The organism is bacterium (assembly GCA_035528375.1).
GTDB lineage: Bacteria > RBG-13-66-14 > RBG-13-66-14 > RBG-13-66-14 > RBG-13-66-14 > RBG-13-66-14.
On sequence record DATKYS010000030.1, the window covers coordinates 15,433 to 38,518 of the forward strand.

Annotated in this window: 25 protein-coding genes; 19 read left to right on the forward strand and 6 right to left on the reverse strand. The window is 61.1% G+C overall.

Features of this window, described 5'->3' with window-relative positions; all coding sequences use genetic code 11:
- Window positions 1-99: 99 nt before the first annotated feature.
- A complete protein-coding gene (locus tag VM054_01700) occupies window positions 100-1,596 on the forward strand; it encodes an aldehyde dehydrogenase family protein (protein HUT97773.1) in 1,497 nt (498 codons plus the stop codon).
- Window positions 1,597-1,941: 345 nt separating this feature from the next.
- On the opposite strand, the gene VM054_01705 is transcribed toward VM054_01700, so the two are convergent.
- Window positions 1,942-2,775 carry a CsgG/HfaB family protein gene (locus VM054_01705; protein ID HUT97774.1) on the reverse strand — a complete coding sequence of 278 codons (834 nt, stop codon included), beginning with the start codon at window positions 2,773-2,775 and terminating at the stop codon, window positions 1,942-1,944.
- A 236-nt stretch (window positions 2,776-3,011) separates the two neighbouring features.
- On the opposite strand from VM054_01705, the gene VM054_01710 reads away from it, so the two are divergent.
- The 12 genes from VM054_01710 to VM054_01765 all read left to right on the forward strand — a co-directional run bounded on the left by VM054_01710 (window position 3,012) and on the right by VM054_01765 (window position 11,106).
- A complete protein-coding gene (locus tag VM054_01710) occupies window positions 3,012-3,248 on the forward strand; it encodes a hypothetical protein (protein ID HUT97775.1) in 237 nt (78 codons plus the stop codon).
- Window positions 3,249-3,501: 253 nt separating this feature from the next.
- Entirely contained in the window at window positions 3,502-4,110 is a 609-nt protein-coding gene (locus VM054_01715; protein HUT97776.1) for a hypothetical protein, read from the forward strand.
- Window positions 4,111-4,318: 208 nt separating this feature from the next.
- Window positions 4,319-4,552, forward strand: a complete 234-nt coding sequence (locus VM054_01720) for a hypothetical protein (GenBank protein HUT97777.1) — start codon at window positions 4,319-4,321, stop codon at window positions 4,550-4,552.
- 150 nt (window positions 4,553-4,702) lie between these two features.
- The gene (locus VM054_01725) at window positions 4,703-4,903 is read left to right on the forward strand and encodes a hypothetical protein (GenBank protein HUT97778.1); all 201 of its coding nucleotides are present in this window, start codon (window positions 4,703-4,705) and stop codon (window positions 4,901-4,903) included.
- Window positions 4,904-4,934: 31 nt separating this feature from the next.
- Entirely contained in the window at window positions 4,935-5,546 is a 612-nt protein-coding gene (locus tag VM054_01730) for a nitroreductase family protein (GenBank protein HUT97779.1), read from the forward strand.
- Between the two features lie 57 nt (window positions 5,547-5,603).
- The gene (locus VM054_01735) at window positions 5,604-6,062 is read left to right on the forward strand and encodes an SRPBCC domain-containing protein (GenBank protein HUT97780.1); all 459 of its coding nucleotides are present in this window, start codon (window positions 5,604-5,606) and stop codon (window positions 6,060-6,062) included.
- Window positions 6,063-6,078: 16 nt separating this feature from the next.
- A complete protein-coding gene (locus VM054_01740) occupies window positions 6,079-6,321 on the forward strand; it encodes a hypothetical protein (GenBank protein HUT97781.1) in 243 nt (80 codons plus the stop codon).
- A gap of 25 nt (window positions 6,322-6,346) precedes the next feature.
- Window positions 6,347-7,012 (forward strand): hypothetical protein, encoded by a 666-nt coding sequence (locus VM054_01745; protein ID HUT97782.1) that lies wholly within the window; start codon window positions 6,347-6,349, stop codon window positions 7,010-7,012.
- A gap of 299 nt (window positions 7,013-7,311) precedes the next feature.
- Window positions 7,312-7,863, forward strand: coding sequence for a hypothetical protein (locus tag VM054_01750; GenBank protein ID HUT97783.1), 552 nt, complete (start codon window positions 7,312-7,314; stop codon window positions 7,861-7,863).
- A 1-nt stretch (window position 7,864) separates the two neighbouring features.
- On the forward strand, window positions 7,865-8,410 hold the full coding sequence (locus VM054_01755; protein HUT97784.1) for a methylated-DNA--[protein]-cysteine S-methyltransferase: 546 nt from the start codon (window positions 7,865-7,867) through the stop codon (window positions 8,408-8,410).
- A gap of 109 nt (window positions 8,411-8,519) precedes the next feature.
- Window positions 8,520-9,836, forward strand: coding sequence for an HD domain-containing protein (locus tag VM054_01760; GenBank protein HUT97785.1), 1,317 nt, complete (start codon window positions 8,520-8,522; stop codon window positions 9,834-9,836).
- The gene (locus VM054_01765; protein HUT97786.1) at window positions 9,826-11,106 is read left to right on the forward strand and encodes a TRAM domain-containing protein; all 1,281 of its coding nucleotides are present in this window, start codon (window positions 9,826-9,828) and stop codon (window positions 11,104-11,106) included. The genes VM054_01760 and VM054_01765 overlap by 11 nt, the downstream gene beginning before the upstream one ends.
- Window positions 11,107-11,627: 521 nt before the next feature.
- On the opposite strand, the gene VM054_01770 is transcribed toward VM054_01765, so the two are convergent.
- From VM054_01770 to VM054_01780, 3 genes are all read right to left on the reverse strand, one after another.
- Entirely contained in the window at window positions 11,628-12,515 is an 888-nt protein-coding gene (locus tag VM054_01770; protein ID HUT97787.1) for a RimK family alpha-L-glutamate ligase, read from the reverse strand.
- A 255-nt stretch (window positions 12,516-12,770) separates the two neighbouring features.
- Window positions 12,771-15,185: a hypothetical protein gene (locus tag VM054_01775; GenBank protein ID HUT97788.1), complete on the reverse strand. Its 2,415-nt coding sequence runs from the start codon at window positions 15,183-15,185 to the stop codon at window positions 12,771-12,773.
- Between the two features lie 34 nt (window positions 15,186-15,219).
- Window positions 15,220-15,717: an LEA type 2 family protein gene (locus tag VM054_01780; protein ID HUT97789.1), complete on the reverse strand. Its 498-nt coding sequence runs from the start codon at window positions 15,715-15,717 to the stop codon at window positions 15,220-15,222.
- Window positions 15,718-15,820: 103 nt separating this feature from the next.
- Between VM054_01780 and VM054_01785 the strand changes: the two genes are divergently transcribed.
- From VM054_01785 to glyA, 5 genes are all read left to right on the forward strand, one after another.
- Window positions 15,821-16,543, forward strand: coding sequence for an L-threonylcarbamoyladenylate synthase (locus VM054_01785; GenBank protein HUT97790.1), 723 nt, complete (start codon window positions 15,821-15,823; stop codon window positions 16,541-16,543).
- A 13-nt stretch (window positions 16,544-16,556) separates the two neighbouring features.
- Window positions 16,557-16,994 (forward strand): ribose 5-phosphate isomerase B, encoded by a 438-nt coding sequence (rpiB, locus tag VM054_01790; GenBank protein ID HUT97791.1) that lies wholly within the window; start codon window positions 16,557-16,559, stop codon window positions 16,992-16,994.
- A 151-nt stretch (window positions 16,995-17,145) separates the two neighbouring features.
- Window positions 17,146-17,469 (forward strand): divalent-cation tolerance protein CutA, encoded by a 324-nt coding sequence (cutA, locus tag VM054_01795; GenBank protein ID HUT97792.1) that lies wholly within the window; start codon window positions 17,146-17,148, stop codon window positions 17,467-17,469.
- 158 nt (window positions 17,470-17,627) lie between these two features.
- Complete coding sequence (locus tag VM054_01800; protein HUT97793.1) at window positions 17,628-19,661, forward strand: AIPR family protein; 2,034 nt, start codon at window positions 17,628-17,630, stop codon at window positions 19,659-19,661.
- A gap of 29 nt (window positions 19,662-19,690) precedes the next feature.
- Window positions 19,691-20,938, forward strand: coding sequence for a serine hydroxymethyltransferase (glyA, locus tag VM054_01805; protein ID HUT97794.1), 1,248 nt, complete (start codon window positions 19,691-19,693; stop codon window positions 20,936-20,938).
- Between the two features lie 108 nt (window positions 20,939-21,046).
- Here the strand turns inward: glyA and VM054_01810 are convergent, their stop codons facing one another.
- Window positions 21,047-21,613 carry a hypothetical protein gene (locus VM054_01810; protein ID HUT97795.1) on the reverse strand — a complete coding sequence of 189 codons (567 nt, stop codon included), beginning with the start codon at window positions 21,611-21,613 and terminating at the stop codon, window positions 21,047-21,049.
- Entirely contained in the window at window positions 21,613-22,176 is a 564-nt protein-coding gene (locus VM054_01815; protein ID HUT97796.1) for a hypothetical protein, read from the reverse strand. The genes VM054_01810 and VM054_01815 overlap by 1 nt, the downstream gene beginning before the upstream one ends.
- Before the next feature lie 71 nt (window positions 22,177-22,247).
- Between VM054_01815 and VM054_01820 the strand changes: the two genes are divergently transcribed.
- A complete protein-coding gene (locus tag VM054_01820; protein HUT97797.1) occupies window positions 22,248-22,763 on the forward strand; it encodes a 3'-5' exonuclease in 516 nt (171 codons plus the stop codon).
- Window positions 22,764-23,086 lie beyond the last annotated feature (323 nt).

A 23,086-nucleotide genomic window follows, 5' to 3' on the forward strand; every position in this document is an offset into this window, starting at 1 on the left:
CGTCAAAACCGCAATCCCACCGTTGACCGCCCCGCGGGCCGGTTGCTATCATCACCCCGAAGCTCAACCCACCCCCTTTCAGCCCCAAAGCGAGGAACAATGCCCGAGCCGAAGCACTTCAAGAACTACATCGGCGGCGCGTGGGTCGAGGCCGCCTCCGGCGAACGCTACGAAAACCGCAACCCGGCCGATACAGACGACCTGGTCGCCACCCACCCGAGATCCGATGGGCGGGACGTGGACGCCGCCGTGGCCGCGGCCAGGGAGGCCTTCGAATCCTGGCGCCTGGTCCCCGCCCCCGAGCGCGGCCTGGCGATAATGAAGGCCGCGGAAATCCTGAAAGCGCGCAAAGAGGAAATTTCCCGGATGATGACCCGGGAGATGGGCAAGGTCATCGCCGAGACCCGGGGTGACACCCAGGAGGCCATAGACTGCGGGATGTACGCCGCGGGGGAGGGCCGCCGCCTCTTCGGCCGCCACACACCCGTCGAGATGCGCAACAAATTCGGCATGGCCATCCGCCGGCCCGTGGGCGTCTGCGGCATGATAACCCCCTGGAATTTCCCCATCGCCATCCCCTCGTGGAAGATGTTCCCCGCGCTCATCTGCGGCAACACCTGCGTCATCAAGCCCGCGACCCTCACCCCGGCGAGCGTGGGCAACTTCATGGAGGTCTTCGAGGAGGCCGGCTTCCCGCCCGGCGTGGTGAACATGGTCACCGGCGGCGGCTCAACCGTGGGCAAGGCCATCGTCGAGCACCCCGATGTCAACCGCGTCTCGTTCACCGGCTCGGTGGAGATAGGCAACATGCTGGCCGGGCAGTGCGGGGCGCTGGGCAAGCCGTTTTCCGCCGAGCTGGGCGGCAAAAACGCCCAGATCGTCATGGACGACGCCAACCTTCCCCTGGCGCTCGACGGCGTCCTGTGGGGCGCCTTCGGCACCACCGGCCAGCGCTGCACCGCCACCAGCCGCCTCATCCTCCACGAAAAAATCCACGACGGGTTCATGGAAAAGCTCATCGAGCGGGCCAAAAAGCTCAAGGTCGGCAACGGCCTCGACGAGTCCGTGGACATGGGCCCCGCCGTGTCCGAGGACCAACTCAAGACCGACCTCTACTACATCGAGGTGGGCAAGAACGAGGACAAGGCCGCGCTCGTCCTGGGCGGGAAGCGGCTCACCGGCGGCGCCTACGACAAGGGCTTCTTCATCGAGCCGACGATTTTTTCAGGGGTCAAGGCGGGGATGCGCCTGGAGCAGGAGGAGATTTTCGGCCCGATCCTTTCCGTGATAAAGGTCGGGAGCTTCGAGGAGGCCATCCGCGTCCAGAACGACACCGCCTACGGCCTCTCCAGCTCCATCTACACCGAGAACGTGAACCTGGCCTTCAAGGCGATTCAGGACATCGAGGCGGGGATAACGTACATCAACGGGCCGACCATCGGCGCCGAGGTGCACCTGCCCTTCGGCGGGGTGAAGGGCACCGGCAACGGGCACCGCGAGGCGTCCTGGACGGTGCTGGATTTCTACACCGAGTGGAAGAGCGTTTACGTGGAGTACTCCGGCAGGCTCCAGCGCGCGCAGATCGACAACCAGTAGCACCTTTCATGTCCCCTCTCCCCTCTGGGGAGCGGCTCACCGACGGGCTAGGGAGGGGGGTTCATATCTCCTCGCCCCTTTGGGGAAAGGGATAGGGTGAGGGGTGAGATGTAGGGCGGCAGCTCTGTATGCCGCCCTCCTCAACGTTTTTCGGGCGGGGTACAGAGCCCCCGCCCTACAGGTTGGTTTGCGTTTAACCGTTGGTAGGCTTACAACAAACATTGACGTAACGATAGTGGTAACTGTAGTTGTAGCGTGGACACTTAATGTGCCGGTCACAGCCGGGCTTCCTGCTATCTGCTACAATGCCTCCTTCTTATTTGGTGGCAGGATACCATACTTCTACTACAAACATGCCCACATTATAAGAAGTCCAACACCAACAATTATAAGAAGCCATGGCACACTTAATAGCTCTTCCCTTTCTTGTGCCTGCCTTGCAAGTCTTTCCCTCTCTTGTTGTGCAAGCCTTTCCTCTTCTAGTCGTACGTCTCGTACGTCTGAACTACTTGTTGGGCAGTTAATTGTAAATGTTTTTCCAACATCAACATCGGCGTATTTGACATCAATCGTCTTCTGGTATCCATAAGTCCCTGAATATACAAATTTTATCTTGTGTGAACCTGTTGTAACGTCGTATTCAACAGGGCATACGCCTATGTATTGTCCATTAACATAAGCTTCAACACCGTCATCATTTGCCCTAATTCGTAAATGAATAACACTTGCTTTACTTGCCATTTCCTTTGCTAAATCATTACATATGCTGGGTATTTGGTCCTCTCCTTCTGCCGTAAACGTGTCGGCTAATGTAATCTCTGCTGTCTCCACTTTAACAAAGCGGGTGGATACCGTATATGTGTTGCCAAATTTAGTAATACTGCCAACACCAACATAATCAGCCCCAAGTATTTGTCCTATCTGTACCGCTGTTGACGGGTCAACAAGCCCTGAAGTCTGAAATGCTTGTTCTTCTAAAACGCGGATTATCTGACCGCGCTCAATCAACCTAAAAGCGCCGGTATCGGACAGTCTTGAAGACAGAATCTCTGTTACCCCTCGTGCATAATCCTGGGAGCAGTTAATTCCCTCAAAGTCAACGACGGCCACGGTTGGGGTCGTCGCAAGAACGGCATTAACGGCGAAGAGGTAAGCGAGGAAACCAGCGATCTTCCGCATGACTACAACCTTTTGTTGAGTTCTACTCCTCCTCAATCCTTTTTAAGTCTAGTAAAAGTGTGGGGGGTGCTGTCAAGGTTTTTTTCAGCGGGGACTAAAGTCCCCGCCCTACATTTCGACGGATTGAGGATAGAATCCCCGCCCTACATTACGTGAATCGAGGTCTGCTTCCCCCCTTGCGCGGGGGGATTTTTTTCGCTATTTTATGAACGAAGGGGTTTCGCGGGAGGGCGGAAATGGAAGAATACTACCATGTTGACGTGCGGATGAAGGACGGGGAGGTGGTCCGGGCCACGGCGCTCGGGCGCTTCGCCGCCTGGGTCTGCCCCTACTGCCGGCACCAGATGCTGGCGGAACTGGACTTCGACCCCGGCGCCCGGCCCACCCGGGCGAGCCACTGTTGCGAGAAGAGTTACCTCCTCCACGGCGATAGCGGCAGTCCCGAGAAAATCGGGTACATCGAGGAGCAGTAGGGGCGGGAATCTAAGCCCGCCCGACGTTTTCGCTCTTCCACCCCGACTCATGCCTGCGCCGATGTAGGGGCCGACCGACGGCGCGCCGTTTAGGTCGGCCCGCATCTTTTCTAAGGTAGCCCTCACCCCGGCCCTCTCCCTAGAAGGGAGAGGGTGCTGCTACACCCCCCTCCCTAGCCCGTAGGCGCGCCTCCCCCCAAAGGGGGGAGGGGATGTGTTATCCTCTTTTCGGACGATTAACCGAGGAGGCCGGTTGAAGCGGACCGTCGTTTTATTACTCCTCGCGGCGCTGGCCGCCGGGGCGCTCGAGGTGGGCGTGACCCTCTCCGCCCGGGGCTTATTCGCCCTGGACTCGCCCTACTCCTTCGACGCCTTCTGGGACCAGGACATAGACGCGGGCGTACAGTACGGCTTCGGCTTCATGCTCAATCTTTTCCTGGGCGGCGGATTCGCCCTGGGACCCTGCGTCTCCGGCACCTTCTTCACCGATGAAATCGCCCTGGACGACCCCTACTCGGACTACGACACAGCCTACACCTACGACTGGACCGAGCTTTTCTTCGGGCTGGGGGCGCGCTACGACTTCGTCACCCGCGGCAGCTACCGCCCCTGGGTCCGCATCGCCGGCGGCTACCTCTCCACCGACCTCACCGTCACCGAGAAGGGCGTGGGGACGACGGACTCCTCCGGGGGGAACTGGGGGGCGGAGGCCGGGCTGGGACTCGACCTCTACATGGCCGACTACTTCAGCGTGGGCGTTTCCTGCGAGTACCGCCTGACGGGCGTTGGGATGGATTCCGAGGTTTTAGCCGACACCGCGTCGGCGCTCGGCGCCGGGGTGAACCTGGGCTTCGTTTTCTAAGAGATGGAGCATGAGACGCTGGATTTGGTTTATCCTAGTATTCTTATACGCGACCGCCGCGCAGGGGCTCGGTTTCGGCTTCAACGCCGGGATCAACCTGTAATTTACCATTGTATGAGTGACCGGCCGACGCGCCCTTGAACCGGCGCGCCACTCTATGTTAATCTGGCCGCGGGACCGGCTAACGCGTTGAAACGGAAAAGGCAGAATGCCCTCCTTCGATGACGTCCCCATCAAAAAGGGTGGCGAGGTGGTGGCCCAGGCCATGGGAATGGGCCCGCGGGTCGTCTTCCGCTGCGTCAACAGCAACTGTTACGCCCAGCTCCTGTTCAACGCCGCCGAGGAGGAGGCCGGGGTCGGGATATGCCAGGGCTGCGGGGCGCAGTACCGGCTGACCCTGTCCCCCGACGACGGACGGATCGTCGGTCTGGAGATGCTCTGATCCCGCTCGAATCGAAACGTACACTGGTCGGCGATGGCCGGCCCTTTTTTATGTAATCTCGACTTCCCGGATTGAATAATGTCCGGGCCCCGGCGCATAATCCGATGCGGTTCCCCATGGATGGGAGAATTTTGGGCTGATGGAGGAAGAATGAACGCGAAGGCCGAGTTCCCGGCGATCGGCAAGATGTCGGAAAAATTCTTCGACGCGGTGATTTACACCTTTCTGGGTGCGGTCCGTCCCGAGGTGCTCGTCGGCCCGCGGCACGGGGTGGACACCGCCGTCGTCCGCACCGGTCACGTTCGGGTCCGCGACCCTCGTCCCTTTTATTTTACCCGGTCCTTGTCCTAAACTTGGGTGTACCGTCGTCCCGAGGTGAGGCATGCCCGCCGAAGACTTGAGCCCGATCGAGCGCCCGGCGTCCACGGACCACCCGGTCCACGGGCTCATAGCCGCCCGCTGGAGCCCCCGGGCCCTGGACCCCGACCGCCCCGTGGAACGGGAGAAGCTCGAGAGCATTTTTGAAGCCGCCCGCTGGGCGCCCTCCTGCTTCAACGACCAGCCCTGGAATTTTTTAGTATTCACCACCGAGAACCCCGAGACTCTCGAAAAGGCGCGTGAGAGCCTCTCCGAGGGCAACGACTGGGCGCGGAAGGCTCCGGTGCTCATCTTCTCCGTCGCCCGTAAAAATTTCACCCACAACGGCAAGCCCAACCGTTTCGCGGAGCACGACCAGGGCATGGCCTCGGTCCTGGCCGCGCTGGAGGCGGTGAACCGGGGGCTCTGCTTCCACCAGATGGCCGGCTTCTCGCGAGCCAAGCTCGCCGAGAGCTTCGGTGTCCCCGAGGACCACGAGGTAATGGCGGCCATCGCGGTGGGTTATCCGGGAAAAATCGCCGACCTGCCCCCCGAGAAACGTGAGGCCGAGACCGCTCCGCGGGAGCGTAGACCCCAGACCGCCTTCGTCCACTACAACGGCTGGCAGCCCCGATAAAAAGATGACAGCCCCGGGTTGCGTGTGCTAACTTTACGGGCGCCGCAGAGGAGTACCATGGCCGACATCCAACTCCAGGTGCAGCTTTCGCGACCCCCGACCGACGTCTGGAAAGCCCTTTTCAACCCGGCCGCCCGGCGCATCTGGTGGGCGTACGGCATCCAGCTCCAGCCGGAGTCCGGCTCCCCCTTCTTCGAATACTGGCGCGACGGTGACGGACACGAGCGCGTCAGCCGGGGCAAGGTCCTCTCCGCCAAGAAGAACCGGCTCCTGCGCCTGAGCTGGCAGGACGACGACTGGCCCGCCGCCACGCAGGTGGAGTTCAGGCTGGCCTCCAAGCGGGGCGCGACGAACCTGACCCTGGTCCACTCCGGCTTCGAGGCCCTGGGGCCCAAGCTCCAGTACAACGTCGAGGAGTACACCGGCGGCTGGGAGGCGCTCCTCGAGGACCTGCGGGTCTACCTCGAGGGGCCGGCCGAGGAGCTCGCCGAAACGCCGGAAGACGACGAAACGTAACCCCGGGGGACGTGACATGGACGAGAAAAAGTTCCGAGCCGTGCTGGAGGAGATAGCCGCCGAGATGGGCCGGGGCTCCCGCGTGGCCAAGGACAAGCTGGACGAGTGGACGCTCAAGGTGAAGGACGCCTGGCCCGAGGTGGAGGGTAGCTTCGAGCGATTCGGCCGGGCCTTCGCCGCCAGCATCGGCGCCTTCGCCAAGGCCTTCCGCGACTCCTACCACGGGGAGGACGAGGATGGAGAGGATGAAAAGGAATAATAACAACCGCCCGGCACGAAGGGGCGTGATTGCAGCCGCTTTCACCCTGGCGTCCCTTTTACTTCTTGTCGGCTGCGCCTCTCCGACCGGCGTGGAGGGCAGCGACATGTGGTGGCCCCAGGCCGTCGGCTGGAGCTGGCTCTACGTCGCGACCGACCAGGATGACCTCGAGATAAATGTGAATATCGAGGACACCGCCGAGTACGGGGACCACGAGTGTTTCATCAACGAGTTCGGAGACTACGATTCCCACGAGGGGATGCTCGTCGCGGTCCGCCCCACCTCGGACGAGGCCTTCGAGATTTGGGACCAGCGATTCTGGGTGGACCTGGGCGACGGCTGGTGGGTCGAGACGGAGCTGCGCTACACCGACCCGATCACCGTTTACATCTCGGGCACGCTCGACGACCCCGTCTCGGACTCGGGCGAGGGTGTCGTTTACGTGAGCGGAATCCCCGTCGGCGACGGGTTCACGGCCACACTGACCTCGGAGACCCTGGAGACCGGCGTCGAGCTCGAGGTCCAGGACACGACATACACCGACATGCGCCGGTTGGAATTCACCCTCGAGAGCGACGTGCAGGACCCGGTGGTCTCCCACGGCTACTTCAAGCGTGGCGTGGGGCTGGTCCGCAGTGAGGGCCTCTGGGGCTACGGCGTGCTGGAACTCGTGAGCTACGAGACGCCGTAGGATTCGATGGGGCGCGAGGTGTGTTTTTCCCCGTGTCCGTTCCTCACCGTTCAACCACAGGGCGGGGGCTTGAGTGCCCCGCCCGTTTTCACCCCTCACCCCAAGCCACGATGCCGTAGGGCGGGGAATCATTTCCCCGCCGCTTCAACGCATATACCCCGACCCTCGCCCTAGCCCGTCGGCGTGCCGCTCCCTAAAAGGGAAAGGGGATGGAAGGCAGGTTTCCCACGGGGACGGGGATATCTCGGCGCCCCCCTGTGCTATAATCGCCTTCGACTGAAACGACCCAAGGAGAGCGGATGGACCTGTTGAGACTCTTCGCCGCACTGGGCTACGTGGCCCTGGTCGTCCTGTTGGGGTGCGCCGGTGGGGAGGGTGAATCCGCCGACAACGCCGCGCAGAACGCCGTGGTCGCCCTGCCGGACGTCTCGCCCGGCGAGGTGTACATGGCCTACGTGCGCTCGGTCCGCCGCGGGGAGTTCGACCGCCTCACCTCCTACTACTCGAAGGAAGCCCTGGCGGAGCTGGACCAGCTCGCCGGTGAGATGAACCGGGAGGCTCCGGAGCTGAAGCTGTCCGCGGAGAAGATGATCGTGGACGCCGCCCGCCAGGCGGAGCCCGGTTTCGCCGACGAGGTGGATATCCTGAGCGAGGTCGTGGACGCCGAGCGCGGCACGGCCGAGGTCTCCTGGCGCACCGCCGACACGCCCGCCGGCGGGGAGGGGTTCGTCTTCTTCGTCCTCGAGGACGGGGCGTGGAAAATCGGGCTGGAGAGCCCCGCGCCCCCCGAGGATGAAAGAACGGCTCCGGTGCTGCCCTCGGGTTCCGGCGCGACCGGGACGGTGCAGTGACATGGCGACCGGCGAGATACGCTTCGCCTGGATGGTGGCCCCGTGGAGCGCCTACGGCTGGGGGAACATCGCCGTGGAGGTCGCGGGCGACGCCCTGACGCGGATCGGGCTCCTGAACGGCTGGTACAATCCCCCGCCCGGGGTGAAACCGCGCCCCGACGACCCGCTCCTGAGCGCGGCCATCGAGCAGATCTACGCCTACCTGAACGGGACCCGGCGGAGCTTCGATCTACCGTTGAATCCCGGCGGGACCGCGTTCGAGAACAAGGTTTGGCGGGAGCTTTCCGCGATTCCCTACGGCGGGACGCGGACCTACGGCGAGATTGCGGTCGCTGTGGGGAGCCCCCGAGGGGCGCGCGCCGTGGGCGGGGCGGTGGGAGCCAACCCGCTCCCCATAATCATCCCCTGCCACCGGGTGCTGCGCGCCGGGGGGAAGCTCGGTGGATACGGCGGCCACACCGAGCGGGATTTCAAGCTGAAGTGCTTCTTCCTGGCGCTCGAAGGGGCCGAGCGGCCGCCCGACTGCGACCGGTACTCCATCCGCTGAATTGCCTCTTTTTCGGGCGGGTCGGCTCCGGCGGTGACGCGGTTCCGGAGCCCCCGCCTTTTCTATGGGACCGATGATGGGCAACTTGTCGCCAGCTCTGAGTGAGGTCGTGGCGCGAATCCGCGGGGCCGGCGGTCGCGTCTGGCTCGTGGGCGGGGCACTGCGCGACGAGCTCCTCGGGCGTCCGACCGGTGAGCTAGACCTGGCCACCGACCTCCTCCCGGATCGCGTGCTGGCGCTCTTCCCCGGCAGTCTTGACGTGGGGGCCCGCTTCGGCACGGTGATGGTGCGGCTCGGCGGCGAGACCTTCGAGGTGACGACGCTGCGCGGCGAGGGGACGTATTCCGACGGCCGCCGCCCGGACGAGGTGCGCTTCGGGCTGGATATAAAAGAAGACCTGGCCCGCCGGGACTTCACCGTGAACGCCCTGGCTCGCGAGCTGCCCGACGGCGACCTCGTGGACCCCTTCGGCGGACGTGCCGATTTGAAAAGGGGGCTTCTGCGGACGGTGGGCAATCCTGACGAGCGGCTGGCCGAGGACGGCCTGCGGGCCTATCGCGCCTGCCGCTTCGCCGCGACGTTGGAGTTCGAGGTCGAGCCGAGGCTCCTGCGGGCCGTCCGGCGCAACGCCGCCGTCGCCCGGGGGGTGGCCTGGGAGCGTATCGGCGGCGAGCTCGCCAAGACGATGACGGCCCCGAGGCCCGGCGTCACCTTCGAGCTCCTGCGCGGGACCGGCCTCCTGGACCACTGCCTGCCCGAACTGGCCGCCTGTTACGGCGTGACCCAGAACCGCTACCACGACTTCGATGTCTTCGATCACAGCCTGCGCTCCTGCGACCTGGCGCCGTCGGAGAAGCCGGTGGTGCGGTGGGCGGCGCTCCTGCACGACGTCGCCAAGCCGCCGACCAAGCAGCCCAAGGACCGCGACTTCGTCTTCTACGGCCACGACGAGCGGTCGGCGGAGATGGCCGACCGGGCCATGCGGCGGCTGACCCTGTCCCGGGAGCTGCGCGAGCGGGTGTGCCTCTTGATAAAAAACCACATGCTCCTCTACTCGCCGGAGTGGACCGACGCGGCGGTGCGGCGCTTCGTGCGGCGGGTGGGGCCGGAGAACGTCGCCGACCTCTTCGACCTGGTCATCGCCGACCGCCAGGCCCACCGGCGGACCGAGGTGTTCCAGCTTCCCGCGGACATCTCCGAGCTGATGGGACGAATCGAGTCCCTGGGCGCGGCGGGGGCGCCGCTGACCGTGGCCGACCTGGCCGTGTCGGGCGATGACCTCCTCGAAATGTCGGGTCGTGGGCCGGGCCGATGGGTGGGCGAAATTTTGGACCGCCTGGTGGATGAGGTGCTGGAGCGCCCGGACCTGAACGAGCGGGAGGCGCTCTTGGAGCGGGCGCGGGAGATGCTGGCCGATGAGCGGTGACCGCCTCCACCGCCTGCGGGTCGTGGACGTCGCCGGCCGCGACGGCGTGGCCCGGCTCGAAGGTCGGGTCGTTTTCGTTCCCGGCACCGTCCCCGGCGACACGGCCCTCGTGGAAATAACACGCCAGACGCGGGACTACTCCCACGGCCGGGTCGTGGAGCTACTGGAGGGCGGCGAGGGACGCGTCGAGCCTGCTTGTGAAATTTTCGGCCGCTGCGGCGGCTGCGACTGGCTGCACATCGCCCATCCCGTCCAGCTCCGGCTCAAGGGGAAACTGACGGCCGACCTGGCGCGTAAGAACGCCCGGCTGGACATCGAGCCCCCGCCCGTGGAGCCCTCGGAGCCCTTCTGTCACCGCGCCGTCGCCCGACTCCAGGTCGCCCGTCATTCCGGGGAGCCGGAGCTCGGGTACTACGTCCGGGGCAGCCACGAGCTGGTCGCCTGGGACGCCTGCCCCCTGTTGATGGAGCCGCTCAACACCGCGGTGGGGGCGGTCCGCAAGGTTTTACGAACCGGAATCGGTGGGGATTGGTCGGGTCTTTTCGAGGTGACCGTCGAGAGGGCCGCCGGAGGTTGGGCGCTCACCCTGGGATTCGACCGGAGCGCGCCGCCCGGTACCGATTGGTCGGCCCCGGCCGGGGAGCTTCCCGGCCTCGTCGCCCTCCGGGTGAAGGGGAAAAACTTCTCGACGGCGGCGTGGGGCGGGGAGCGATTCGAGACCGGCTCCCTCGCTTCGCCGCTTGTAAAAACGCCGGGTGTCTTCCGCCAGCCCAACGACGCGGGTGCGCGGTGGTTGCACGCGCGGATGACCATGCTCTGCGGGGAGTTGAAACCCGAGGTTGTGTGGGACCTCTACGGCGGGGGAGGCCCGCTGGGCTCGACGGCCCTCGCGGGCGGGGCGCGGCTCTGGCTCGTCGAGGCGGATCCCCTCGGCGCGGCCGACGCGGAGGAGAACCTGTCCCGGTCGGGGTGGGATTTTCGGGTCGCGGCGGGAACGGTGGAGCGGGCCCTGGTCGAGGGACCGGACGCTCCGTTCGAGAGGCCCGACCTGGTCATCCTGGACCCGCCCCGGACGGGGCTTTCCCGGGAAGTCACCGATGCGCTGAACACGCTTAAGCCGCCGCTCATCGCCTACGTGTCCTGCAACCCGGCGCGTTTCTGGCGCGACGCCGCGCTTTTCATCCGGGGGGGATACGAGCTGGAAGGATTAGCGGCGTTCGACATGCTCCCCCAGACGCCGGGCCTGGAGCTCGTCGGCATTTTCCGATAAATAAGGGGGCCGGTCTGGGGGGGCAGACCGACCCCTTCTCTGGGCGGGAGGCTTTGGCTCGCCTCCCCCCGTGGGACCGGTTGGGGGAGGAATGGCCGGTCCCCGTTTTTTCGAAGGTCGGGGAGGGGATTTCCGACCTCCACGGCGGATATTCCCGTCCGCCTCAGGGGATACGCGGGTTAATTCCGATGGGTTCCGAATAAATTTTGGGTTTGACCAGCCGCCGCGAAGTCGTATTTGCGTGCGCATTATTACGCTGTGTCGGGCGGTGATTTGTCGTTCCAACGTTCGCCGCGCGCGGCACCGGGGCGGACGGCTGGAGGAGAATCAGTTGATTGGGGTTATAGCGACCCACCCCCCGAGTAAGACAAAGGGGGATTTTTATCCCCCTCAAACGCAAGACGAGGGGCTTCAGCCCCTTGCTCGCATCATGAGGGGTTACCACCCCCTTTTTCGTACCGCCGGCTTCAAGTCGCGAACGGCGGCGCTCCCGTGATAAATGGAAAGATACCACCGGACCTTCACCGCCCCCGGACCCGTCCCTCGATGAACCGAATGACGGCCCCGGCCACGTCCGCGCCGGTGATCTCCTCCGCTCCCCGGAAGCCCGGCACCGAGTTGACCTCCAGGACCTTCGGTCCGTCGTCCGTGGGCAGGAGGTCCACCCCGGCGAAGTCCAGCCCCAACGCCTCCGCGGCGGCCAGCGCCAGCTCCCGTTCCTCGTCCGTGGGCTCATGCGGGACGCCGCTCCCGCCCCGGTGCAGGTTCGAGCGGAAATCGTCCGCGGGCGCCCGCCGCTCGTAGCACGCGATCACGCTCCCGCCCAGGACCAGGACGCGCAGGTCGCTCCCCCCGGCCTCGGGGTGGTGGCGCTCCAGGAAGACGTTCTGCTCCAGGACCGCTGAGAGTTGCCACTGGCCGCGCAGCGCCTTCATAGACTCCACCAGTGCCGTCCCCACCCCCCGCGTCCCCCGCACCCATTTGAGCACCAGGGGGAAGCCGCCCACCGCCTCGGCCGCGCGCTTCAGTTGAGATTCGTCGGTGACCAGCGCCGCGTCCACCGTCGGAACGCCCGCCGCCCGCAGGAGCTGGTGCGTGTGGAACTTGTCCGAGCAGCGGAGCACGGCCCGGGTGGAGTTGAGGGTGGGCACGCCCATCGCCTCGAGGTGCCGCCAGAGCGCCAGGTCCCAGCCGAAATCCAGCCTTCGGTACCCGGAGCGGAAAACGGCGAAGTCCGGCGGGTCCAGCGCCTCGCCGTCCGATAGCAGCCGGAGACCGTCCCCGGTGACCAGGGCGGTCAGGCGCGTCGTGTCGAGCTCCCGCAGCTCGTGCCCGCGCGCCCGGGCGGTCTCGGCTAGGCGCCGGGACGAGTGGAGCTCGAAGTTTCGCGACAGGCTCCAGATGAGCATGGGGGTCAATCCCGGTGGATCAGGGGTAGGGAGGACGACATTTAACGCTTAGTTTAAAGAGTCGAGAACCTTATCCATTGACGAACGGAGTCTGCGTTAACCCCATCGGGTTAGAAGAGTGAGCGCGGGCGGACCGTATATTGGCCTGCCAACGGTATGCGGTGACGTAACCCGTATTATCAGTGCCGGGACCGACGACGTATCGGGTTCGTTCCGAGGATGTCCGCCACTGGAGACGCGGGTATTGAGCCGCTTCTACGGTGTTTTGCTCCACCTAAAGGCCCCGGTGGCCGAGACCAGGGCGTACGCGACGAGCCCGGCCATCAGCCCGACCGAGTAGCCCAGGCTGACCGCGATGATCGTTGCCAGCACCGAAGCCATGACGCTCATGACGCTGTTGATTCCCCAGACGTAGGGGATCATGCCGCTGCTGCCCGCTTCGTCCAGACGCGAAATACCCAGGGGGAAGGCCATCCCCATGACGAACCCCAGGGGCGCCAGCAGGAGAGCCGCGATGATGAGGCGCCAGACGAGGAAGGCCGGCATGGCCAGGTTCAAGACCCAGGGCACCACGAAAGCCTGGACGAGGATCAGGCCCCCGATCGCGGCGAAGATCGTCATGTTCAAACCGCGCAGCGGGAAGCGTTTCTTGAGGCGGTTCGTCGTCGCGCTGCCCAGTCCCGCGAACAGGAGCAGGGAGAAGATAACGATGGAGGTCGCATACGCCGGGTGCCCAAGGAAGAGCACGTAGCGCTGGATGAGTGAGAGCTCGACCAGCATGAAACCCAGACCGATGCCCGCGAAATACAGCCACTTCTGCGGGCGGGCCAGCACGTTTTTTAAGCCGTACCCGTCTTTTTTTCTCAGGGCCAGCGGCAGGACGATGAAGAGAAGGGAGGCGGCGACGAGTGCATAGAACAGGTACCGCAGTACCGTGGTCGCGTCGGCCGCGACCGCTGTGTCACCGGAAGCCTCCGGGTTCTCCAGCACCGAGCTGTGGAATAGAAAGAAGAATGGCCAGTCGTCTACGGGGGGACGGATATCTATAGGGAGGGAAGCCGTATAGGAGTCCCTCTCCCTGGAGAAAAGCGTGTTGATGCCTGCGTCCGATCCGCCCTGCCCGGGAATCCAAACGGTGTCGAACTGCAGACGCTCGACGGCATCCCGCAACCTGCTCAGCTCTTCCTCGGTGAAGGGGATCTTAGACATCAGCACCGTGGCGATGCGGTCCCCTCCGATGACAACGATATGGCGGGCTGGTTCTCGAATTCCCCGCCTTTCGAGGGTCTCGATGCAGAGGTTGACCAGGCGCAGTGTCTCGTCGCTGCGACCTCCCCCCTTGTACCAGCGTGAGATGGTCAGGATGCCGTCCCGCCTCAGGTGATCAAGGTAGAGCTGAAAGGCTTCCACCGTGTAGAGGTTGTTCTCGGACAGGGCGAAGGCCCCCGCCATGGAGGCGGCCCAGGAGTCTATTAGCGAGATCATGATAAGGTCGTATTTGGCGTCATCGCGCGCTATGTAACTGCGCGCCTCGTCCACGACCGCCCTGACCCCGGGCATCTCGTAGGGGCGGCCCGAAAAATCGCCGTACACGTTCTCGACCACCTCTATCATGTCTGGGTTGATCTCTACGGCGGTGACCCGTTTCGCCCCGAAGTACTTGGCCGCCAGAACGTCCCGACCCCCGCCCGACCCGATGACTAAAACGTCGTCGAAGTCCCTGTACTGGTACGCGACGTTGGTGACGTCGTAGCCGAGGAAATCGAGCTTTTCGAGGTTGCCGTCGAAGTTGGTGATCGGTGTGCCGGCGCAGTCGTCCTGGTCTATCCAGTACTGCTCGATGCCGCTTCCCGAAAATGTGGGGCTCATCCCCCAACCGAAGGGCGTGTCCGGTTTCTGGAAGAAGATGTTATCGTAGACGGTCAGGCTGGCGAGGGCGTTCCATGACGTGTAGACGGGCTTTTCGTCGGCGTGGGCGACCTTCGTGTAGCGCACCGCGTAGGGGTTGGAGGAGAGGAAGAGTGACAATGCCAGGGCTACGATTATGAGACCCGTTGCCGCGGCCGGGATGGTGAACCTCCACTTCGCCTTTCGAACGGCGGGCGTCGCATTTTCATTCTGCATGCCCCGGTTCAAGAGAAAGGCGGCCGCGACGGGAAGCACCCCGGCCCAGGCCAGGAGGTTGGGTGCCGGGATGATGTTCAGGAGCGGGATGACGACCAGGCACCCCAGGCTCGCCCCGGAGAGGTCCGCCCAGTACAGGGTGCCGATGCGCTCCGAGTACGAGGAAAACACGCCCGCAATGACGACCCCGGCGAAAAAGAAGGGCAGGAAAAAGAGGACGAGTGTCAGCGCCAAGTTGAAGAGTCCAGAGGAATCAAACACGAACTTCAGATTCAGGTTCAGGTAAATTAATGGGCTGACTGCGGCAAAAAGACCACAGAGGACCGCGGCCAGTGGGATGATGCTTTTCGCGTGGCGGCGGAACCAGCCGCCGAAAACTAAGATGAGGGCCGACGCGGCTCCGTAACCCAGAAGGGCCAGTGAGATGACGAAGAAGGCGAAGTAGTACCAGACCGTCACCGAAAAGACCCGCATCAGCGACAGCTCGTAGATGAGGGTCGTGACGGATACCAGGGCGATTGCCACGAGGAGGCTGTAACGTTTCATCGGATCACTTCGCTTTCGTTACAGATTGAGAGGCTCATCGGATGGCGTTCTCCAGCAACTGGCGCAGGTCCGCCCGCGCCTCTTTTTCGAAGGACCTTTCCAGGACGCCGAAGGCCGTTTCCAGGCGCGCCGTACCCCGGAGCGTGTAGCAGAGGTTCTCCACGTTACCGGCGAGGATGATGTTGAGGAGTGCGCGGTGGTCCAGCGCGAAGGGAAGTAAAACCCGCACGGTGTCCGCCGGGGGTATGGCGTACGTCGAATCCAGGCTCCCGGAGCCCACCGCGACGCCGTTTATCTCGAGTTCGTAGTCGGCCCCGACCAGGTTCCCGCCGAAGGCGTTCGGGTTGGTTACCTCGGCGGCGAAGACGAGGGTGGATTTCTCGTCACCGAACACCCAACTTTTGAGACCCGCAATCGCGACGGTGGGCTGGATGACCTTCGGGCCGCACGAAAGGAGGGGCGCGGCCGCGCAGAGGGTCGCGATTAATACTGCGCTGAACTTCCGCGAAGGCGGCGGTTTCGGCGGACCCATCGCGGCGGCCTCCGGCTCGGGGTTCGAGTATCATACCAGCGGGCGGTTCCGCAAAGCAAGGATGCGCTTGACCGTCCGCCCCGCTCGCTGTAATATTGCAAGGATGTCTTGGCTTCTTAGAGATTTCAGGGGTGACCCGCTCCCCATCGTCCTGGAAGCCCTGCGGCGTCCGGGGGCTGTGGCCGTGCTGTTGACCGACACGGTCTACGGCCTCGTGGCGCGGGCCTCCGACGCCGAGGCGGTGGAGCGTGTCTACCGCCTGAAGAAGCGCGACCCCGACAAGCCGCTCCCCTACCTCTTCGGCGCGTCCTACTGGGTGGAGCGATACTGCCGGGTGGCCGATCCGCGCGCCCGGGCCTACGTGAAAATCGCCTGGCCGGGGCCGCTCGCCGCCAACGCCTGGGAGGACGACTACACCCCCGGCGTGGAAACGCGCTGGCTGCCGCTGGCCAATCACTTCTGGCCCGGTCCCCTGACCCTCGTTCTGCCCGCGGGGGAAACGTTGCCCAGGGCCGGTCTTGGGGGAGGAGAAACCGTGGCCTGCCGTGTGCCGGGAAACGATTTACTCCTCCGCGTCTTCACCGTCATCAACGAGCCGCTGGTCGCGCCGAGCGCCAACCTCACCGGCGAGATGACTCTCGCCACGGCCGACGAGGTCATCGAGGTGTTCGAGAAGGACGTGGACCTGATAGTGGACTCGGGGACGGTGAAGAACCCCCTGGCCTCGACCGTTCTGGACCTGACGGGGCCCAAGCCGCGGATTCTGCGCGAGGGGCGCGTTCCCATCGCGAAAATTTCCGCCGTCATCGGCCCCGTGGATAGATAATCCGGGAGGAAGAGTGAAGGTAGCCCTCGGCTGCGACCACGGCGGAATCGCCGTCAAGAACGCCGTCCGCGACTGGTGCCGCGCGAGGGGCTACGAGGTCAGCGACTTCGGCACGGACACCGAGGAGTCGGTGGACTACCCCGATTACGCGAGGCTCGTCGGCGGGGCGGTGGCCGCTGGAGATGCGGACCGAGGCGTGCTGGTCTGCACCAACGGAATAGGCATGTGCATGGCGGCGAACAAGGTGCACGGCGTCCGGGCGGCCCTGGTGCGCATCCCGGAAAATGCTATTCGCTCGCGCGCCCACAACGACGCCAACGTCCTGTGCCTGGCGGGGCAGATAGACGCGCCGCCGGATTTGCCCGCGCTTTTGGCCGCCTGGTTCGACACGCCCTTCGAGGGCGGCCGCCACGCGCGCCGGGTGGCCAAAATCATGGCCCTGGAAAAGTAGCGGTCCCCCTCTCCCCGTGGGAGAGGGGATGGGGGTGAGGGCTACCTTATATCCCCTCCCCCCATTGGGGGGGAAGCGCGCTTACCGGTTAGGGTGAGGGGTGCAGCGTCCCCTCCCCCCTTTGGGGGGAGGGCAGGGAGGGGGGTTCATAATCACCGACACCAACCTCCGCTTCATCTACATCACCTGCGCCGACGCGGCCCAGGCGGAAAAAATCGCCCGCGCCCTCGTCGAAGAACGCCTCGCCGCCTGTGCCAACATACTCCCCGGCGTCCGCTCCATCTACCGCTGGAAGGGGAACATCGAGGAGGCGGAGGAGGTCGCGCTAATCGCCAAGACGCGGGCGGGGCTGGTGGATGCGCTCACCGAACGGGTCAAGGCCCTGCACTCCTACGAGGTCCCCTGCATCGTCGCCCTGCCCATCACGGGGGGGAATCGGGAGTTCCTGGCGTGGATTGAAGAGGAAACAGGTTAATGACATCTTCCGCCCCATCTGTAAAACCGATTTCGATACCTAGGGCCCGTTTGTAAAAATCTACGAGCATTTCTTTTCAGGTCTTGACTGGGCTGGGGTAGAAGTAGCATAGTTGTAGTTGTTTTATAGCTAAGAACTTTTTAACTTAAGGGGGTAAAGTGGATATTTCATATGAAGATCATAAGGGGTCCATTGTAAACGAGGTTCTAAGAATTGTTGATGCGGATGACTTTGATGTAGAGGATGAATTTACAGCATTTAACTATCTTGTTGCTGAACTTTTTTCGAATGCTAGTCTAGATGATCAAATTATGGTAACTGATAAATCTAATGATCATGGTATAGATTTTTACTCTGTTATTGATGGTTCATACGAAATATTTCAGTGTAAATTTGCAGATTCGGAAAAAATTGTTTCATCTCCATCACCACTGCATTTTAACAAAGAAGGAGTAGAAGATATTGAAAGGGCGTATAAATATATTTTGAGGATATCAGATATAAAGAACGTTTCTCCCAAGGTTAAGCATTTGAGAGCTCAATTAACAGAAAACTACAACGACATTACGTTTAATCTATGTATTTTTGGCGATCTCACTAAAAGTGCTCTTGATATGTTTAACTCTATTAAAAAAGAGTATGAAGATGATCGCATTAAATTTAATCTATATACTTGGAAAGAAGTTATTTATGAGATAGTTAAGAGAGTATATATTAGTGATAAAGATATTAATTACACATTCAATATTTTTGATACACAAGTACTTAAGAAGCATAATTATTGTTATTTTCTAGCATATGTAAAGGAATTTTATGATCTCTTTGAGCGTTATGGTTGGGCATTATTTGATCTGAATGTTAGATACGAACAAAAAAATTCTCCAGTAAACAAGGAAATTATTAATTCACTAACACACAATAAAAGTATGAAAATATTTCACCACCTTAACAATGGAATATTAATACTTTGTGATAACTATACTAAATCAAATGATGATAGTAAGGTTACTATAAATGGATTACATATAATAAACGGCTGTCAGACAGTTAGATCAATTGGCAGGGCTTATGATAAAATTGTGGGTGATGATAGCAAACGTAGCACATTTGTTGAAAGTTGCTTTGTACAGGTTAAAGTAATTAGAAAAGATAGCAGCATTTCTGACATGTTGGATGATATTATAATATCTACAAACTATCAAAATGAAATGTCAACAAGAAATTTAAAATCTAATACAAATGAGCAACTTCAAATTAAATCGATGTTTGATTCTTTAAAGCATAAGTGGTTTTATCAAAGAAAAGATGGCGAATTCGATAGCCTAAGAAATGATCCAAGAATTGGTAGCAGAAGTTTCAAGGTTTCAAATTATTTAAGCCGGAAAGGAAATGCTTATCGTATGGTTGATAATAATGATTTAGCTAAAGCTTGGGCATCTCACATAGGATTATCACACATGATAAGCATGAATAAAAAAATATTTGACGATAGAATATATACGAATATCTTCAAGGCAAAGCCAACAGAAAAATTATGGCTTACTATTCAAGATCCGCAAGGAATTGTAGAGCTTGATGATGATGAGTTGTTTGATTATAGTGGATTGCCAAAAGCTGAGGAATATCTGCTTTCTTATTTAGTGTTACAATTTATAAATAAATATACACCTTCTTCGTCTAAAAACAGAGAAAATGCCCTGGCGCGTGCAAGTAAAAAAACTATTTCAAAAGAGGAAAGGGATGCATATTTAGTTACAGATGATGAATATATGGTAACAAACATGATATTGAATAGTAAAGAGATTTTTGCGCAAATGTATTCAGCTATACTTGGCCAGAAGTATGGACGAACGTTTAGCACATATCGTAAATTGTGCTCATATAAAACAAATAAGCAATTGTTTGAAAATCCGGATTTTAAAAAATACGTACAGACCTTAGAACCTAATTTAGAAAATATATTGTGGATGATCTATGAGTTTGTCAAATATGTGTATAAACAAATTTACATTGAAGTGAAGGCCGATTACTTAGGTGCTCCGAGAAGGAAGGCATATTTGGGGAGCAAAAAATTTATTCTAAGAATTAAGGGGAAGATTGACGATCTTAATAATGAAAATAATTTTAAGGAATTGCTCCGTGGTTGGAAGAAAAATGATTCTTCGTTCATTGATAGTCTTCCAACCATATAGTTACATACTGTAAAAGTAGGGGTTTAAGTATGACATCGCTCCGTTCCTTCGACCCTGAGATTGCCGATGCCATAGCCGGCGAGATTAAGCGCCAGGCGGAAGGCATCGAGCTCATCGCAAGTGAAAACTTCGTCAGCATCCCCGTCCTCGAAGCGATGGGCTCCGTGATGACCAACAAGTACGCCGAGGGCTACCCCGGCAAGCGGTACTACGGCGGCTGCGAGTTCGTGGACGAGGCGGAGCGCCTGGCGCGCGACCGGGCCAAGGAGCTTTTCGGGTCCGAGCGCGCCAACGTCCAGCCGCATTCGGGCACCCAGGCCAACATGGCGGTCTTCTTCGCCTGCTGCGACCCCGGCGACACGGTGATGGGCCAGTCGCTCACCCACGGCGGGCACCTGTCGCACGGCCACCCGGTGAACTTCTCCGGCCGCTTCTATCACGTGGTCCAGTACGAGGTACACCCGGAAACCCACCGGCTGGACTACGACATGATCCGCGACGTGGCGAAGCAGTGCAAGCCGAAGATGATAATGTCGGGCGCCAGCGCCTACCCGCGGTTCATCGACTTCGCGGCCTTCCGCTCGATTGCCGACGAGGTGGGGGCGAAGCTGGTGGCGGACATCGCGCACATCGCGGGGATGGTGGCGACCAAGCTGCACCCGGACTCGATTCCCTACGCGCACTACACGACGACGACGACGCATAAGACGCTTCGCGGCCCGCGCGGGGGGCTCATCCTCACCGACAAGGACAACTACAGCGCGCTGCAGAAGAACGTCTTCCCGGGCATCCAGGGCGGCCCGCTGATGCACGTCATCGCGGCCAAGGCCGTGGCGCTCAAAGAGGCGCTCCAGCCCGAGTTCAAGGTCTACCAGCAGCGGATATTGGACAACGCCAAGGCCCTCGCAAATTACCTGATGGAGGAGGGTTTCACGCTGGTCACCGGCGGGACAGACAACCACCTGATGCTCCTGGACATGCGCTCGAAGGGGCTGACGGGGAAGGACTTCGAGGAGGCGCTGGAGCGGGCGGGCATCACCGTCAACAAGAACACCATCCCCTTCGACCCGGAGAGCCCCTTCGTGACCTCGGGGGTGCGGGTGGGGACGCCGGCGGTGACGACGCGGGGCTTCGGCGACGCGGAGATGAAGCGCATCGCGGGGTGGTTCGGTCGCGTGGCCGCCGACCACACGAACGAGGATTTGGCTGCCAAAATCAAGGGCGAGGTCCGGGAGCTGTGCAAGGGTTTCCCGCTCTACGCCGAGCTGAAGGTCTAGCCGTTTTGTGGCATAAAAAAAGGCCGCCTTCGGGCGGCTTTTCCGTTTCTGCGCGGAGGGGGGACGGCTTCCCGGTTTACAAAAAAGGGCCGCCCGCGAGCGGCTTTTTTAATAGAGGTCGAATGAGACTAATGTTCCGTCTATCATGTTTATCTCGACCCGCGCTAATTTGTCGAACGTCGGGTTGAAGAGGGTAATCCGCGCATCCGAACTGTACTCGCCGCAGAAGGCCTCGAATCCGTAACAAACGTCGTCCTCACGTCCAGTGATGTAGCGGTAGCAGTACCGCCCCAGCTCGAGCCAGTCCGCGAGATCGGCGGAGGTGTAGGTGAACGATATATCGTAGCTGTGATAATTTTCGTCCTCCATAACGGTGGTGCTTCCGTCGGGGTGGACGACGATGCGGACCAGGATGTCGGGGTCGTTGTACCAGAAGCGCCAGTAGGGGTGCTGGACACCGCCGTAGAGGAAGCCCTGGATGTCGAGGTATGTGGCCTCGACCCTGAACATGACAAGGCTCTGGTCGTAGAAGTCCGCAATGACTCCGTCGGCAATGGTCCGCGCCCAGTCCAGGTCGCCCCCCTCAGTCGGGGTGACCTCGGTAAACGTGCTGCACCCAGCGAGGGCGAAGCCGACGATCAATGGGGGCAGCAACTTCTTGATGAAGGGTTTCACTAGTAGAAGTTGAATCCCGTTATTTCGCCGGTTTGGGCAAGGAGATACGCCACGGCCAACCTTTCAAGATCAACATCATAAAGGCCGACCGCTACTAAATCGCAATTATCCATTTCCTCTTCACACCAGCAGTTCATTACATAGCAGACGTCGTCCGTCAGGCCGGTTAACTCCCGATACACGCGAGAGGCGGTCCGCAGCCACGAGGCGACGGCCTCGGAGCTGTACGTTGAATTTAGCGGAGATGCACCGTAGCCGTCAAACTCGAAGATGGAATACCGGCCGTCGGGGTGGATGATGACCCACAGCAACGTGTACGAGCCGTCGGAGTAGTACACGTCCCACTCGGGGAAGGGTATATCCTCGTACAGGTCGCCTGAAATATCCAGGTATTCGGCGCCAAAGGACGACACGTACCAGTGCTCGCCGTAGGCCAGGTCCACGGCGTCGCGGGCGATGGCACTGGCCCAGTCCCAGCCGGTGAGCCCGCCGTCCGCGCCGACGCCCAGGTCACACGCCAGCGCCATGAGCCCCACGAGCACGATGAGCCGGGTGATGCGCATCGAATCCCCCAGAAGATTTCAACAGGTATTATAATCAACCTCCGGGTGCTACGCAACGGATAACTCATCTGATGCACGTACCAACTGAAAGCTACATCGCCCTGGACGTGGAGACCACGGGGCTGGACGCGGGGCTGCACCGGGTGGTGGAGATAGCCCTGGTGCGCTTCGAGTCCGGCGTCGAGACGGACGCCTGGAGCAGCCTGGTCAACCCGGGGTGCAACATCCCGCCGGATGCGACGGCGATTCACGGGATAAGCGACCGCGACGCGGCCGGTGCGCCGACCTTCGCCGCGCTCGCCCCCGTCGTCGCCGGGCGGATGGCCGGGTTTCCGCTCCTGGCCTACAACGCCCCCTTCGATTTCGGTTTTTTGCAAATCGAGATGGCCCGCGCGGGGAGGACGATTCCGCCGCTGGCCGCCTGGTTGGATCCCCTGCCGTTGGCGCGGGCCAGGCTCTCCTACGGCCGGGCGACGCTGGAGATCGCCTGCCGCGAGTTCGGCATCCCCCTGCCTCGGGCGCACCGGGCAGCCGCCGACGCGCGGGCGGCGGGGCTCCTGTGGCTCAAGCTCACCGGGGCTAATTGAGACTCTGTCGGGATGAAATTCCGTACTCGACCGTCTATACTGCGTTGACCGGTGGGTATGGGAACCTCCCCACCGACCGTCGGCCCCGGGGCTCCCCCTCACGTGAGACAAGGAGACTGCGATGGACGGCCTCTTCGGGATTCTCGGCATCGAGCACGAGCGCCGGCCCTTCCGGTCGGGACGAGTTGGGGCCCGGTAAGCCTGAGCGGTTGGCTCGAGGGTGGTCCGCGGACCGCCCTTTTTTTAGCCCGCCGGTCGCGGTTGACACACCGCATTTCGGTGCATAGACTTGGACCGCCTCCGCCGAAGGAGTTTTACTGGAT

Coding starts and splice junctions, on each gene's coding strand:
- VM054_01700 (HUT97773.1), top strand. CDS start 100: ATGCCCGAGCCGAAGCACTTCAAGAACTACATCGGCGGCGCGTGGGTC.
- VM054_01705 (HUT97774.1), bottom strand. CDS start 2,775: ATGCGGAAGATCGCTGGTTTCCTCGCTTACCTCTTCGCCGTTAATGCC.
- VM054_01710 (HUT97775.1), top strand. CDS start 3,012: ATGGAAGAATACTACCATGTTGACGTGCGGATGAAGGACGGGGAGGTG.
- VM054_01720 (HUT97777.1), top strand. CDS start 4,319: ATGCCCTCCTTCGATGACGTCCCCATCAAAAAGGGTGGCGAGGTGGTG.
- VM054_01725 (HUT97778.1), top strand. CDS start 4,703: ATGAACGCGAAGGCCGAGTTCCCGGCGATCGGCAAGATGTCGGAAAAA.
- VM054_01730 (HUT97779.1), top strand. CDS start 4,935: ATGCCCGCCGAAGACTTGAGCCCGATCGAGCGCCCGGCGTCCACGGAC.
- VM054_01735 (HUT97780.1), top strand. CDS start 5,604: ATGGCCGACATCCAACTCCAGGTGCAGCTTTCGCGACCCCCGACCGAC.
- VM054_01740 (HUT97781.1), top strand. CDS start 6,079: ATGGACGAGAAAAAGTTCCGAGCCGTGCTGGAGGAGATAGCCGCCGAG.
- VM054_01750 (HUT97783.1), top strand. CDS start 7,312: ATGGACCTGTTGAGACTCTTCGCCGCACTGGGCTACGTGGCCCTGGTC.
- VM054_01755 (HUT97784.1), top strand. CDS start 7,865: ATGGCGACCGGCGAGATACGCTTCGCCTGGATGGTGGCCCCGTGGAGC.
- VM054_01765 (HUT97786.1), top strand. CDS start 9,826: ATGAGCGGTGACCGCCTCCACCGCCTGCGGGTCGTGGACGTCGCCGGC.
- VM054_01770 (HUT97787.1), bottom strand. CDS start 12,515: ATGCTCATCTGGAGCCTGTCGCGAAACTTCGAGCTCCACTCGTCCCGG.
- VM054_01775 (HUT97788.1), bottom strand. CDS start 15,185: ATGAAACGTTACAGCCTCCTCGTGGCAATCGCCCTGGTATCCGTCACG.
- VM054_01780 (HUT97789.1), bottom strand. CDS start 15,717: ATGGGTCCGCCGAAACCGCCGCCTTCGCGGAAGTTCAGCGCAGTATTA.
- VM054_01785 (HUT97790.1), top strand. CDS start 15,821: ATGTCTTGGCTTCTTAGAGATTTCAGGGGTGACCCGCTCCCCATCGTC.
- glyA (HUT97794.1), top strand. CDS start 19,691: ATGACATCGCTCCGTTCCTTCGACCCTGAGATTGCCGATGCCATAGCC.
- VM054_01815 (HUT97796.1), bottom strand. CDS start 22,176: ATGCGCATCACCCGGCTCATCGTGCTCGTGGGGCTCATGGCGCTGGCG.
- VM054_01820 (HUT97797.1), top strand. CDS start 22,248: ATGCACGTACCAACTGAAAGCTACATCGCCCTGGACGTGGAGACCACG.